The 13,892-nt window shown below is 37.1% G+C and carries 11 protein-coding genes and 1 tRNA gene; 9 read left to right on the top strand and 3 right to left on the bottom strand.

Annotated features, from left to right (window positions below; genetic code table 11):
- Positions 1-70 precede the first annotated feature (70 nt).
- The 4 genes from WQ54_RS17175 (at position 71) to WQ54_RS17165 (ending at position 2,378) form a co-directional block, all read left to right on the top strand.
- Positions 71-400, top strand: coding sequence for a helix-turn-helix domain-containing protein (locus WQ54_RS17175; RefSeq protein WP_046512178.1), 330 nt, complete (start codon positions 71-73; stop codon positions 398-400).
- A complete protein-coding gene (locus WQ54_RS33745; RefSeq protein WP_156178003.1) occupies positions 322-1,047 on the top strand; it encodes an IS3 family transposase in 726 nt (241 codons plus the stop codon). Before WQ54_RS17175 ends, WQ54_RS33745 begins: the two co-directional genes overlap by 79 nt.
- Positions 1,048-1,054: 7 nt before the next feature.
- Positions 1,055-1,264, top strand: a complete 210-nt coding sequence (locus tag WQ54_RS35665; protein WP_156178002.1) for an IS3 family transposase — start codon at positions 1,055-1,057, stop codon at positions 1,262-1,264.
- A gap of 436 nt (positions 1,265-1,700) precedes the next feature.
- Positions 1,701-2,378: a hypothetical protein gene (locus WQ54_RS17165; RefSeq protein WP_046585830.1), complete on the top strand. Its 678-nt coding sequence runs from the start codon at positions 1,701-1,703 to the stop codon at positions 2,376-2,378.
- A gap of 142 nt (positions 2,379-2,520) precedes the next feature.
- Here the strand turns inward: WQ54_RS17165 and WQ54_RS17160 are convergent, their stop codons facing one another.
- Positions 2,521-6,177 (bottom strand): multicopper oxidase domain-containing protein, encoded by a 3,657-nt coding sequence (locus WQ54_RS17160; protein WP_046585828.1) that lies wholly within the window; start codon positions 6,175-6,177, stop codon positions 2,521-2,523.
- Between the two features lie 569 nt (positions 6,178-6,746).
- Here WQ54_RS17160 and WQ54_RS17155 point away from each other — a divergent pair.
- From WQ54_RS17155 to WQ54_RS33735, 5 genes are all read left to right on the top strand, one after another.
- On the top strand, positions 6,747-7,763 hold the full coding sequence (locus WQ54_RS17155) for an ABC transporter substrate-binding protein (RefSeq protein WP_046585825.1): 1,017 nt from the start codon (positions 6,747-6,749) through the stop codon (positions 7,761-7,763).
- Between the two features lie 163 nt (positions 7,764-7,926).
- Complete coding sequence (locus tag WQ54_RS17150) at positions 7,927-8,943, top strand: iron ABC transporter permease (RefSeq protein WP_046585823.1); 1,017 nt, start codon at positions 7,927-7,929, stop codon at positions 8,941-8,943.
- On the top strand, positions 8,936-9,976 hold the full coding sequence (locus WQ54_RS17145; protein ID WP_046585821.1) for an iron ABC transporter permease: 1,041 nt from the start codon (positions 8,936-8,938) through the stop codon (positions 9,974-9,976). The genes WQ54_RS17150 and WQ54_RS17145 overlap by 8 nt, the downstream gene beginning before the upstream one ends.
- An 83-nt stretch (positions 9,977-10,059) precedes the next feature.
- On the top strand, positions 10,060-10,803 hold the full coding sequence (locus tag WQ54_RS17140) for an IucA/IucC family C-terminal-domain containing protein (RefSeq protein WP_052737850.1): 744 nt from the start codon (positions 10,060-10,062) through the stop codon (positions 10,801-10,803).
- Positions 10,804-11,193: 390 nt separating this feature from the next.
- Positions 11,194-11,263: transfer RNA gene (locus tag WQ54_RS33735), tRNA-Leu, on the top strand.
- Positions 11,264-11,723: 460 nt separating this feature from the next.
- Here WQ54_RS33735 and WQ54_RS17135 read toward each other — a convergent pair.
- Positions 11,724-12,887: a glycoside hydrolase family 18 protein gene (locus WQ54_RS17135; protein ID WP_046585819.1), complete on the bottom strand. Its 1,164-nt coding sequence runs from the start codon at positions 12,885-12,887 to the stop codon at positions 11,724-11,726.
- 563 nt (positions 12,888-13,450) lie between these two features.
- A partial coding sequence (gene istB / locus WQ54_RS17130; protein ID WP_046585816.1) for an IS21-like element helper ATPase IstB occupies positions 13,451-13,892 on the bottom strand: 442 nt, incomplete at its 5' end.

The following is a 13,892-nucleotide window of genomic DNA, read 5'->3' as shown; positions in this document are numbered from 1 at the left end:
TGTTATTATCCCCTTATAGTGGACAGTAAAAAGAAAGGATTGTACTGTCTTCTATGGAGGGGATTTTTTCATGGGGAAAATTAGAACAACCTATACAAAAGAAATTAAACTAAAAGCTATTAATTTATACGAAAACGAAGATATGGGGATCAGATCAATTTCCAAAGAGTTAGGGATTGGATATACAATTGTCCAAAGATGGATAGCTCATTATAAAAGTGAGGGAATTCAAGGGTTAAACGAAAAGAGAGGAAAATCTCGAAACCCACTTAAAGGTAAAGCTAAAAAAGACCACGAGAGTGATACAGAAAAAATAAGTCGATTAGAAGCAGAGAATGCCTATTTAAAAAAGCTATTAGCTGCGAAAAGGGAGATGATTCCGGAAAAGAAAAATCGTTAAAATACAAAATAATTCATGAGCTTACGGATCAATTTACTATTATCACGTTGTGTAAGATAGCCGGTGTTTCAAAAAGTGGCTATTACAAATGGCTAAAACGCCAAGATAACCCAACAGATAAGGACTTGGAAGATCAATCCATCGTAACTAAGATTATTAAATGCCAACAAGATCCTGATATTAATTGGAGCTACGGTTACCCAAGAGTTCAAACTTGGCTTAAAAAGATGTATGGTTTGAAAGTTAATCATAAGAGAATTTATCGTTTAATGAAGGCGAATGGAATTCAAGCAAAGATACGAGTAAAGAAGTGGAAACACTTTGGACGAAAAGAAAAATATGTCGTTTCAGAGAACGATTTAAACAGAGAATTTTCAGCTTCACGCCCAAATGAAAAATGGGTAACTGATATAACATATCTACTATTTAATGGAAAGAAACTCTATTTATCTACGATACTAGACCTTTACAACAATGAGATTATTTCATATAAAATAAGTGAAAGAAATGATCTAAAGCTAGTAGCTGATACAGTAAAAAAAGCAATAAAAAAAAGAGATGTGAAAGGACTCCTATTACATAGCGATCAAGGATTCCAGTACACCTCAATAAGATATAACAAGCTATTAGAAAGATACAACATTTAAGCAAAGCATGTCTAGAAAAGGAAATTGTTTAGATAACGCTTGTATGGAGAGTTTTTTTAGCCACTTTAAAGCTGAATGTTTTTACCGATACCAATTTGAGAGTTCGAATGAGGTTAAGGAAGCAGTAAGAAATTATATTAAGTTTTATAATAATAAACGTTTTCAAAAAAAATTAAATAACCTTAGCCCTACTGAATATAGAGCTAAGGCTGCCTAATAAGTGAACCTTTTATTAATTGTCTACTTGACGGGGATAAGACCAAATAGAAGATTCTTTTTTATCGAAATCATTGCTTATGAAATTAGGTAATAGGGAGTCAAGCTTTTTTATTTTAAGTAACAGATTAATTAGAGGAGACAACAATTACCTCCATATTAAATAAGAAAGAATTAGACCTAGCTTTTCTTTTTAATGCATGATCCTATTACCACGTCTGAGCAGCTCCTGTCTGGTTTCTTCAGAAACAAAAAACGTTGATAAATCACGATGTAAAATTTTGTATAATCGAAAAAAATAAACAAATTTAGTCCCCTAAAGCCTGAAAAAAGAGGGACTTTTTTATTTATCATAGAACTTCGTTTTAGAAGACCATTTTTAAAAATTCTACATAATATAAACTGCAAGGTTTTTATAATTCTTGAGGAGGTATTTTATGTACAATAATGGCAACCCAAATTACTATACTAGTCCATATGACTCTTTTTCTTCGTATTATTTCCAGGAACCTTATAATCTGTCATATAGACAAATAGATTTAGGTACCAGATGGGAAGTAGAAGAAGGCGGATTTAGGGGTGTTTGGACACGTCGGGGAAACAGCAATGTCTTTGACGCGAGGTGGACCAGACCAGGTGCAACTCCTATTACTGCTGTTTTGAGGATGCGATTACAGGACAATTTCGTTTGCATTTCACGTCGAAACAGTAGCGATGGAAATAACTGTCAGTATGTAGGGAGAATTGAAGGGAGAAGAGTGACAGGTTTCAACATCTGTAATCGAGGAGGAGGTCCTTGGAGTGGTACGATAATCAGAGGACCACGAGTACCGGATTTAGGAACAAGATGGGACGAAGAGGAAGATGGATGGAGAGGAGTTTGGACACGTCGAGGAAACAGCAATGTCTTTGATGCGAGGTGGACCAGACCAGGTGCAACTCCTGTAACTGCTGTTTTGAGGATGCAATTACAGGATAACAATGTTCGTATTGAACGTCGAAACAGCAGTGATGGAAATGACTGTGATTACACAGGTAGAATTGAAGGAAGAAGAGCAACAGGTACTTATTCTTGTGACCAAGGAGGAGGTACTTGGAGTGCGACTATAACGTGATGATATATAACAGGACTACTCAAAGTAGAGTAGTCCTTCTTCTTCATATCTGCGAATTCGTAGATTAAACCTTAGTGTGGTGAAGACCGGCTATTTTTGTATCTAGATACCCTAAACGTTGTAAATCCGCGTTTTGCTGGTGTTACCCCTTCAATGGCGGCAGGTGGTTTTGCCTGTTTTTATGAACACGAATGATTCCCCACATTCCCTGTTCAATATCCCAACGGATATTACCTGAACGGTACATGTAATCTCCAGGGAAGTTATAAAAGCTTCCGGCCCCATAATGCAGCCTCAAATCCCTCGTACGCCCTAATACAATATGATCTTCACTTGACTTAACTTGAGAAAATATATCGTTGTCATCAGTGTTCCAGTAATGACCATGTACATGAAAGCCGTGAGCACGTCTGCGCTCAGACGGATTCACTAGCCTAATTGTTATAGGGTCACCTGGATAAGCTTCAAATACCGGAGTGAATGGATCCCCATGCACCTTAGAACTAAATAAATCTTTTAACACAGGATGCTGTCTAAGTCGATTTATTAATCTTTCTGTACGATAATTAAATCCTCTTGAACCATTATCATACGTATCAACAAGATCACCTAGCTCTTCTGGGTCTACTCCTCCTAAGATTCCATCAACAGGATCAACGATAAGGTTCCCCTTTTTATCAACTAACCGTGCCCCATCATACATAACTAAAACAAATTCTCTTATTTCAGGTGCAAATGGATGACTCAAAATCACATTGCTGCTTGTTAGTAATGCTGGCGTTCTGTCATCAGGATTTAGGATTTGTGTTCCTCGTCCTTCAGCAATAAACGTCCCAAACGTTCCAAGGGAGCGATGATTGCGGATGTCTGCCATATCCCACATCCCGCAGGCACCAACAGCAACATCTACATACCAGCGATACACAACGGTTTCACCTGGACCAGCTGTTTGGTCTGGGTTAAAACCGACTGTTTCCCCAGAGGATGATTTTACGTCATATTGGATCAGCTGCGGATGCAGTGATATTCTGACGGATGGCGGATAGAATGCCTGTTCCTTTACAGGCGGGTAAGGCCAAATTCCATCAGGGAAAGGGAATTGATCAAACTGTAAAAAACTTGTTAAATGTACTTCGACAACATCGCCTTGATTTGCACGGAGTACGAGGGGTTCAGGAGTTTTTCTTCCTTTTAAAATGTCATCCATGTCCTCTCTTAACGCAAAGACGATGCCGAATGGATCTGTCTCCCCCCATTTGCTATATACAATTGGTACTTGGAAAGCAACAATATCAAAGAATACTACACGTGCGTTTGACGGAGCATCCACCTCCACACACTCGGCCGGAGGAGGGGGCTCTCCAGTACAGATCGGCAGCGGCTTTGTTCGTTCAGGCGGACTAGGACGATCAGGAAGCGGGATAAGGAAATCAACTTCTTCGTCATAGGCTCGAATTAACCCCCAACAGCCATTCCAAAGGTCCTCTTCAGTCTCAAATGCCCAGAGATAATCTCCTGCTCTTGGGACTTCCATTTCGAATGTAAATGATTCTGATATACCTATATGCTTCTGATCTTGAAATTCGGTCTCTATATCAGGGCGTTCTCCCTTCCATCTAAGCCCATGAATATTAAAACTGTGAGATTCTTCTTGGGCTCCTTGCAATATTCTGACACGAACCGGATCCCCTTCATAACATAAAAGAATCGGTGTTACAGGATCGCCCTTTAGAAAGGAGCTGAATGAATAAGCGGGATCACAATCTTCTCCTAAGCGGAACTGTAATGGCTCATTTTTGTAGTTCACAGCGAATAAGCCAGGGTCATCTTGTGAACCCGGGTATTCCGGCGGATTCAACGGACATCCATTTTCATCAAATAATAACGCAAAGTCTTGGACCATTAATACAAAATCCCGGTAATCAGGTATAAACGGATGAACCACTGTTACTTTCGATCCGTTATCTACTTCCTCGCCGGTCTTTGAATCAAGAAATTTGGAGAACCTAGCATGAACAACACTTGATCCAAAAACACCGTGCTGTTGGTGGAATGCAGGGAACAAATGATCATGAAAAAACCATGCTTTTAACTCAACATCAGCAAAATATTCAAATCGAATTGTTTCACCTGGAAGAACACTCGAATCATAGTTCCAGCCAATATTCGCCCCATCGCTTACTAGTACATCGAATTTAACAAAATGAATGTGAAAAGCGGCTTCATACGTTCTCGTCACAAGTTGAAAAGCATCTCCACCTGCTACTTCGGAAAGGCGGTTCGTAAAATTAATTGAAATACATGTTCCAGCATTCATATGAAGAATGAGCGGCTCAGGTTCTTTTCTGCCAGCCAAAATATCTTCTACATCCTCATCAAGAGCGTAGATCCTGCCTTTAGGATCATTCCAACCTTGGCTATTGTATACAATCGGAACTTCAATCAATGATACGTTAAATTCCTGAACAGCTGGATTTTCAAGAATAATACAAGGGTCGGTAAAAACGGCTCCAGGTCTTGCAGTCGGTACAGCTGCATTTCTTTCCAGTTCCGTCAAGTCTCGCCCGCCTACAATACCAAGTGGAGGCCTGGGAGCTTTACAACCAACTTTTCCAGGAATAAAGTTAGGAAATCCAGGACGTTCTTTTGTAGGTTTAGGGGGACATGGACGGTCTGGCAATGGCTGCAGAGGTTTAATAGGCGTACCATTCGGATAACATTGACTTCCGTCTTGAAGAGTATCAAAAATTCTATTTATTGCCCACATTCCGACACCAAAATGCGGGTATAGATGACAATGAACAATAGCATCACCTATGGCTCCTTGAAGTGATCCTAATCCGTAAAGTGGTTCAACTGTATACCAATTTTGAGGACTTATCGCTTGTGCATCAAATATATCAGAATCTGTATTTATTGGATCTTTAAACCAAGTATGAACGTGATAATGAAAAACATGTGTTTCCTTTACACCGGCATGAATAACTCTGAACTTTGCGGGATCGCCCCTATAACCTCTATAGATAGGGGTAGCTGGATCACCAAAGACCCATGAATCGTGATGAACTTCTTCACCTTCACAATCAGGACAGACAACTCCTTCTTCAATTAACCTTTGTCGGTTTTGTACCGGTTCATAACGATAATTAATAGCGTGGGTCGACTCGCTTTCCTGATTTGTGACAGGATCTAACGGCCTGTTTCCCGTTATATCCAATGTTGGCATTTCATCGTGAAAGATAAACCCATACTCACGAAATGAAGGTGCATAGTTATGATGAACATCGGCAATTGCTCCGCTGTTTAATGGTCCGCCTGTTACAGGATCCGTCCACCAAGACCCACGTTTTTGAACAAATAAAGCACCAAACAAACCATTAATATTGGTACCGTCATCACTGCTGTCAGGATCCCCTAAATCTGAAAAGAAGTAAACTCCTTCATGATTAACATGCAAACGATAAAGAATTTTCTCCCCTGGTTCAGCAAGTGTATTTGGATTAAAACCAACGTTTGCTCCATCCGAATTTAATACGTCATAGTCGGCTTCCTTGAAGTGCATTCCAGTAGAAATGGGTATTTGATTTTCAAACAATACTTCAACCGTATCTCCCATATTGGCTCGGATACAAAGCGGTTCTACTAAATCAACCGGGGTAAACGGATTTTTGCGAACGGCTTCCTTTACTTTTTCTTCATTTTCTTTTAATACATACATCTTTCCATGTTCATTATAATTTCCAAAATTGTTCAATACGATTCGAATAGGAATAGCTACAACATGATAAAACCGTTTCATATGGACCTTTCCCTTCACTATTTGTAGCTTTATAAATAAGTTCCATTAAAACAGGCTTTGAACGTTAATTTTTCAACACTCTACTTTTCACTGTCAATATTGAATATCCCTCTCTTTCTTTAAAGATTGACTAAGATTATAAATGACCTTTGATACTGTTTGTTCGTATACCTAAACCTATATTGAATTTATGAAAAAAGTACCTTGTACTATGCAAATTCACTAAAAAAGTTATAAACCACAAAAAGTAAACTAGTAACAAATAAAATATGATCATAACCAGTAAAAATATGTTCTAACCAAAGTAACAGGAACTGAGTAGAGTTTAAAGAAAGCTTACTACAAGCTAATTCTGGAGAATTATCTGCTATGTCTAAAAATAAGACTTTTACTGGTTAGAAGGGATTTACATAGTTACCACCATAAATACTTTGTGATAGAAGTTCATGATTTAATCGATAATAATTATCATTATTTTAAAAAAATATTGATATAAATAAAAAGTTAGAATATAATCGTTTTTGATAATGATTATCATTATTGGTGATGATAAAAAGAGGAGGAACAACATGTCAGCAGCTACATATTTATTAGGTAGAAAATATTCATTTTCTTTACTTGCAATCATTTTATCCATTGTTCTGCTTTTAGCTGGTTGCGGAAATCAATCTTCAAAAGAAGCTTCTAATAATAGCGACAGTACGGAACAGACAGAACAAAATGAAGGAACGGAAAGTGTTCGAGAGATCACCCATGCGATGGGAACAACAACTATTAAAGGGACTCCTAAGAAGATCGTGACTTTATATCAAGGTGCAACTGATGCTGCAGTAGCCTTTGGTGTTAAGCCGGTTGGGGTAGTAGAGTCTTGGTTAGAACAACCAATCTATAACTATCTTAAAGAGGATTTAGAAGGGGTTAAAATAATTGGTCAAGAAACCCAGCCGAATTTAGAAGAAATTGCAAAATTAAAACCAGATTTAATTATCGCTTCCAAATTGCGTCATGAAGAAATTTACGAACAATTATCTCAAATTGCTCCAACCGTAGCACATGAGACAGTATTTGAGTTTAAAGGTACGGTAGAATTAATGGGTCAAGCCATGGGACAAGAGGAAAAAGCAACTGAACTTCTTGCTGATTGGGATAATCGAGTTGCTGACTTCCAGAGCAAAATTAAAGAAAAAATGGGAGACAAATGGCCACTTCATGCATCGGTTCTAAATTTTAGAGAAGACCATGCTCGTATGTATGTTACCGGTTTTGCCGGATCCATATTAAGTGAACTTGGCTTTGAGGGTCCTAAAGACTTATCAGATGAAGGACAGGATATTCTCAAGTTGACAGATAAAGAAAGCATTTCCCAAATGAACGCAGATGTATTTTATATGTTCATGGAAGACAATGAAGCCGTCAAAAAAACCTATGATGAATGGACGGGTCATCCATTATGGAAAAACCTTGATGCAGTAAAAGCAAATCAAGTTTACACAGTTGATGAAATCATTTGGAATATGGGCGGAGGAATCAAAGCTGCCAATCTAATGCTTGATGATATTTATGACAGGTTCGAATTAGAGAAATAGTTAAAAGAACTGAGGATAGGAGGGGGAATTTATTCTTTCTCCTTTTTTTATAGATTTTTAATATCAATATAAAGGAACAATATATTTCTGCACTTCTAATGATAGAGGGTCATCTAGCTAAAAAGCTATTTTTATCGATACAAGTAACGAAAGTAGGAGTTACATGGAAAATTTACTTTCTCGTACATCTTCAAAATTTGCAGGTTTATTCATTTGTTTTTCTCTATTTATCGTCTCTTTCGTGCTAAGTATTGTGCTTGGCCAAACATCGATTCAATTACAAACAACATTCGATGCTTTTTTTAATTATGACAAATCAATTACTGAGCACGTTATCATTACGACATCACGAACGACTAGAGCAGTGATTGCTGCTGTAATTGGAGCCAACCTTGCGATAGCAGGAGCTCTCATGCAGGCATTGACAAGAAATCCACTAGCAGCCCCTGATATTTTGGGAATTAATTCAGGTGCCCTATTTTTTATTGTTTTTTCAGCCACCTTTTTTTCAATTGATTCTTTAGTTAGTTATATGTGGATTGCTTTTCTAGGAGCTGGGATTGCGGCTGTACTCGTTTACTTTCTTGGGTCCTTGGGAAGAGATGGGTTAACCCCTATTAAGATTGTTCTATCTGGTGCAGCGATATCAGCCCTTTTTGTTTCCTTTACACAGGGATTATTAGTCATTGATGAACAAGCCATTCAAAGTATCTTATTTTGGTTGGCAGGCTCTGTGGCAGGTAGGAGTATGGATATGCTATTACCTGTTTTACCTTTTATGCTCGGTGCTGGTCTTATTGCATTATTACTGGGAAGATCCATTAATATCCTCATGTCTGGTGAGGATATTGCCAAAGGTTTAGGACAACGGACGGTCTTTATTAAAGTCATTATTGGGGTTATTGTTGTTTTCCTTGGTGGTGGATCAGTAGCCGTTGCAGGTTCTATTGGGTTTATTGGTTTAATTATACCGCATATGGTCCGCGGTCTTGTCGGACCTGATTATAGATGGGTCATTCCCTTTAGTGCTTTAGCTGGAGCTACCCTATTGTTGTTAGCAGATATAGCAGCAAGATTTGTCATTATGCCTCAAGAAATGCCGATAGGTGTTATGACTGCTTTTATAGGAGCTCCATTTTTCGTCTATATTGCACGCAGGGGGTTATCCAAACATGACTAATTTTATTACCGTAAGATCTAAAACTGGCTCTCTATCTTTTCAAATAAATAAAAAAACCTGTATTACTTTGCTAATTCTCAGTGCATTTTCTTTGCTGATTTTTATCCTCAGTTTATCAATAGGAAGCAGTTTTGTCAGCCCTCCAGAGGTTATTAAACATTTATTAGGATATGGAAGCACAGAAAATGAGTTTGTGCTGAATACATTAAGACTACCAAGAGTATTGCTTGCTTTTATGGTCGGAGCTTCTCTTGGTGTATCTGGTTTAATTTTACAAGGAGTAATCAGAAATCCACTAGCTTCTCCAGATATTATCGGGATAACAAGTGGAGCATCTGTTGGAGCCATTATTTTTATTGTCTATTTGATGGGTACAGTAAGTTTGAAGTGGCTCCCTTTATCAGCAATTGTTGGAGCAGCTGTTGTATCCATAATCATTTATTTACTGTCATGGAAAAAGGGAGTCACTCCTATACGTCTTGTCCTTATCGGAATAGGAGTCGCAGCAGTCATGAAGGCTATTGTGACGATGATGCTTGTATTGAGTGAAGCGGCTGTGACCACCAAATCTTATCTTTGGTTAACTGGTAGCCTGTATGGTGCTAATTGGCAGGATGTTTATTCAATGTTGCCATGGCTTCTTATTTTTATTCCTTTCACATTGTTGTTAGCTAGGACTGTTAACGTTAAAGAATTAGGTGATGCTGTTGCTATAGGCCTTGGTGTAAAAGTGCAATTTCAACGACTTCTTCTCCTATTTATTAGTGTTGTGTTAGCAGGTTCTGCAGTAGCTTTTGCAGGCGGAATAGAGTTTGTTGGTCTAATTGCACCGCACGTTGGTAGGATGCTTATTGGACGTTCATTTGCTGGCTTAGTACCTATTTCTGCATTACTGGGCGGAATAATTGTTATGATAGCGGATATTGTGGCAAGGACAGCATTTCTACCACTGGATATACCTGCCGGTGTTTTTACAGCTGGAATCGGAGCTCCATTTTTTATTTATTTATTATACAGAAACCGAAATATGTAAGGGTATCGCATAGATACATATAGCAGGCGTTGAGACGATTATTTATTGATTAAAAATCGAGTTTTAAAGTAGGGATGATAAGAATGAGCATGATTATTATAAATGAGCTTAGGAGATTTAATATACATTTAGAACAAGAAAAACCTAAGGAAATCACAATATCAGATTTGTTAAATGAAGAAAAGTGTTTGATGTTTCTGCAGAAGCAAATGATTGAAATAAAAGCACCGAATTTATCAGTTGCTGCTTCCATGCTTTCTAAAAGATATGCTTATCTCGTCGTATCTTCTACTTTATATAGTATGGTGGAATTCAACTGTGCACTTCATTTGCCTGTAAAAGCATGCGCATTAAGTAAAGAGCGTAATCTATGTATTCAAGTAGGGATGTTTAACTGGCAGGAAGTAAAGAGTATGGAGAGGGAAGAATGGCGTGAAAACGTGCTTCGCAACCTTTTTTCGGAACATATTACCCCTGTTTTAACCATACTTAAAAAAACATCTCGCATTTCATCAGCCATACTGTGGGAAAATGTAGCCATTCGAATTAACTCCATTTACAGAAAAACACTATCAAAAGAACGGGATCGTATTAAAATCGAACGGTTGTACAGTGACTTTTATTTTTTAAAAAATGCGAAAGGAGACTTATTTAATTTAGAAGAGAATCCAATCAGAGAATATTTAAAAATAGGAGAAGAACTTACATTGAATCCATCTCGAAAAACGTGCTGCATGTATTATAAATTAGAAGAAGATTTTGAAGGAATTGGCTATTGCGGAAATTGTCCAGTGAAAGATAGGCAGAAAAGAAAATTAGTACAATGAGCGAGACAAAGAAAAATGAGGCAAAATTATTTGAATCTATACCTTTTCATACTTATATAAATCTTAGACCTAATACGGCGCATATGTGGAGTGTATTGCTAAATCAACCCTTATATAAAGGGGTTTGCAATGCTTAACCGATCTTATCTAAATCAATCCTTTTTACAAGCATATTTAGTAGCATCTTCTTTTCAAGGGGGTTCATGCGTTCCCGATTTTCTTTTTTATTGTTTAAGTTTAAACAGTTTGGAGATTGGTAGGGCAATAAAACTCATAAATGAACTGACCAATCAACTGACCAAACTGACCACAAATGATTTTTGAGTGGCATAAAGTAGCATTCCAATAGTTCATAATCCATTGATATAAAAAGGATTAGCAAAATTTGTCCGACCGTTGCCTGACCACATAATTTCCTTGACAGGGAAGGGGTCGGGGGTTCAAGTCCCTCACAGGTCATCGTAACAGAGTCTTGTTCCCCTTGTGGTAGCAAGGCTTTTTCAATTTAAGAGGATATTCAGTTTGAAGTAATACAGCTTTGATTAACTATTATTAAAGATGTTACAAAGCAGTGGATTTATGGGCGGCATGATGTAAAACCATCTCGAGAACCTTTATAAATCAAGGGTTCTGAGGGTTTTATCACCTTTCAATCGAAAAAATAACATTTAATAACATTTATTTAAGGATTTTCGAAATTGAGGATGTTTCCAAAAGAGTGCATAACTTTTGTGAAGCATCCTTTTTCATTTTTCCGTTATCTTTTTCTTATGGGTAACTTAAGATTAACCATGCAGCAAGCTGTTAAGTTCGGTTACGGTTGTTATTAACTATTAGAGCGAGGACAATATGAAGATATTGGATTGATTAAGAAATAAGGTAATAAATCAAATTTGTGAAATTACAAATAGAGGTTTATTCTAATCATTAGAAAAAACCATATCCTGATCTTCCTGTCCTCTAATAAGAACATCAAAAATAGTGTTTGTTAAGCTACGCTTCCCTTCAGTATCATGTCCCAATTCCCATAACATCATCCCACCAAATCCGTTAGCAAGAGCAAGTTTGGTTTTTTTTATCATTGTCGTTTCTCCATTATAATGATAGGTCGTACCGTTCAAGTTAACTCTATCTCGTTCAGCATTTGCAGGATCATGATTAATGATAGTATCATATGATACTTGGTTATTCTTTACCTCTTCTGGCTGTGCATATAAAGGTACTCCTAATACTAACTTTTCCTTTGAAATTCCATGTTTGTCAAATAAATTAGACCAATAGTTTACAATATCCTCAGTGAATGGATATGGTGATAAATTTGCTGCATTATACACCCCGTCCCATTGACCGTCATATGCCATAATATTAACATGGTCAACATGATGAAACATGGATGGATCATAAACGACTGATTGAGCTTCTGTTCCTGTTACACTATGAATCATTGAATATACGGCTATGGATAACTGCTTGTTATGTAAGTGAAGCTTTTCTCCCAATGTTTTTGTAAAATCAGCTAGATATTGTGCGTCCTCTTTTGAACGAGGGTGCTCAAAGTCAATATCAATCCCATCAAGATTCTCTTCATTCATTATTTCAATGAGTTCGTTAATAAGTTTTGTACGAGAAGTGGGATTTACTAAAGCAGCTCTAAAATAGTCATAAGATTCTCCGCCTTTCAAGTGGTCCATGCCACCTACAGCAAGCATTACCTTTGTATCTTCTTGGTGTGCTTTTTTTACTGTTTTGCGAAGATTTGATAAGGCCATCTCACCATTCATAATGAGACTTCCATCTTTTTCTGGATGGGCAAATGAAAAAATAATATGTGTTAACTTCGAATAATCAATCGATCCCGGATCTCGAAAATCCTGTACATATCCTATTAATACTTTTGAATCGACTGGTTCTAACTCAGGGTTTTTCTTTTCAATAGGTTGTTTTGATTTAGGTACTTCTCCTATTTTATGTTGACTTTGCTCTTGGCCTTTTTCTGTATTACTTTTAAATATAAATACTAAAAAAAATCCTCCTATAAAAATGAGCAATGCTGCTATTGTCAGAAGGCGGTAGTTTTTCTTCATAAAACAACACCCCTTTTTCGTTGAAAATCGCCATTTAAAATAGTATCAAAAAAGAATAGGAACTGGGAAGTGATATAACCCAAAAAACATATAAAGTCCTAGTTAAGATTAGTTAGTATAAGTAGCTAAGTATGATGAATTTTTGTAAACAAAAATCCTCTCTAATAAATAGAATTGAATAAGATTACCTGTACCAATCTTGTTTATAAAGAGTAAAGAAGGGCATATCAAAAGATAGAGCTTCTTTACTCTTCATCTTATTCAACAGTCGAAGCAGTTTGGTTGAAGTATGCACTTTAACTCTTATTCAAGAATCGGGCCATTTAATTGTGCGAAATGTTTCTAGCTCAAATTGAGGATGGTAACATCTCTCAGGTAAAGGCTAGACAGTTCCGTTGGAACTGAAGGATTATATTGAAGAGTCAAATGATAGAGTAACGCCTTGAAGGGCTCTCTCTGCGTCGAATAGCACTTGATTTAGTAAGAATGAAAGTGTTATAAGCTCGGCATATAAATGTCAACCTAAGTATGTACACTTTTGATCGTTTAAGTATGTACAAATTCTACTCATTTTCTTTCGCAAGATGATCCTTGATTCGGTAAGATTCTCCAACAATACTTACTACTGTTGCGTGATGTAAAACCCGGTCTAAAATCGCATTGGCCAGTTTAGAATCTTGAAAGACTTCATCCCATGACTTGAAATTGATATTAGTTGTTAGAATTGTACTTCTCTTTTCATACCTTAGATCAATGAGTTGAAAGAACAATTTCGCATCTTCTGGATCAATAGGTAAATAGCCAATTTCATCAATAATAAGCAGTTTATATTTGGTATAATGCTTTAATCTTGCTTCTAAACGATTTTCAATTTTAGCTCTCTTTAACTGCTGGAGTAAATCATGGCACTTAATAAAATAAGTGCTGGTTCTCTTTTTAGCAGCTGCTATGCCGATGGCAGTGGCTAAATGAGTTTTCCCCACACCACTAGGGCCTAAAAATATA

The sequence above is a fragment of the Bacillus sp. SA1-12 genome (assembly GCF_000981385.1).
Taxonomy (GTDB): domain Bacteria; phylum Bacillota; class Bacilli; order Bacillales; family Bacillaceae; genus Metabacillus.
Note: the sequence above shows the minus strand (reverse complement) of the source record. Positions and strands in the feature narration are given on the sequence as shown.

Excerpts from the sequence above, each read along its gene's own strand:
- WQ54_RS17175 (WP_046512178.1), top strand. The coding sequence starts at position 71 with ATGGGGAAAATTAGAACAACCTATACAAAAGAAATTAAACTAAAAGCT.
- WQ54_RS35665 (WP_156178002.1), top strand. The coding sequence starts at position 1,055 with ATGTCTAGAAAAGGAAATTGTTTAGATAACGCTTGTATGGAGAGTTTT.
- WQ54_RS17165 (WP_046585830.1), top strand. The coding sequence starts at position 1,701 with ATGTACAATAATGGCAACCCAAATTACTATACTAGTCCATATGACTCT.
- WQ54_RS17160 (WP_046585828.1), bottom strand. The coding sequence starts at position 6,177 with ATGAAACGGTTTTATCATGTTGTAGCTATTCCTATTCGAATCGTATTG.
- WQ54_RS17155 (WP_046585825.1), top strand. The coding sequence starts at position 6,747 with ATGTCAGCAGCTACATATTTATTAGGTAGAAAATATTCATTTTCTTTA.
- WQ54_RS17150 (WP_046585823.1), top strand. The coding sequence starts at position 7,927 with ATGGAAAATTTACTTTCTCGTACATCTTCAAAATTTGCAGGTTTATTC.
- WQ54_RS17145 (WP_046585821.1), top strand. The coding sequence starts at position 8,936 with ATGACTAATTTTATTACCGTAAGATCTAAAACTGGCTCTCTATCTTTT.
- WQ54_RS17140 (WP_052737850.1), top strand. The coding sequence starts at position 10,060 with ATGAGCATGATTATTATAAATGAGCTTAGGAGATTTAATATACATTTA.
- WQ54_RS17135 (WP_046585819.1), bottom strand. The coding sequence starts at position 12,887 with ATGAAGAAAAACTACCGCCTTCTGACAATAGCAGCATTGCTCATTTTT.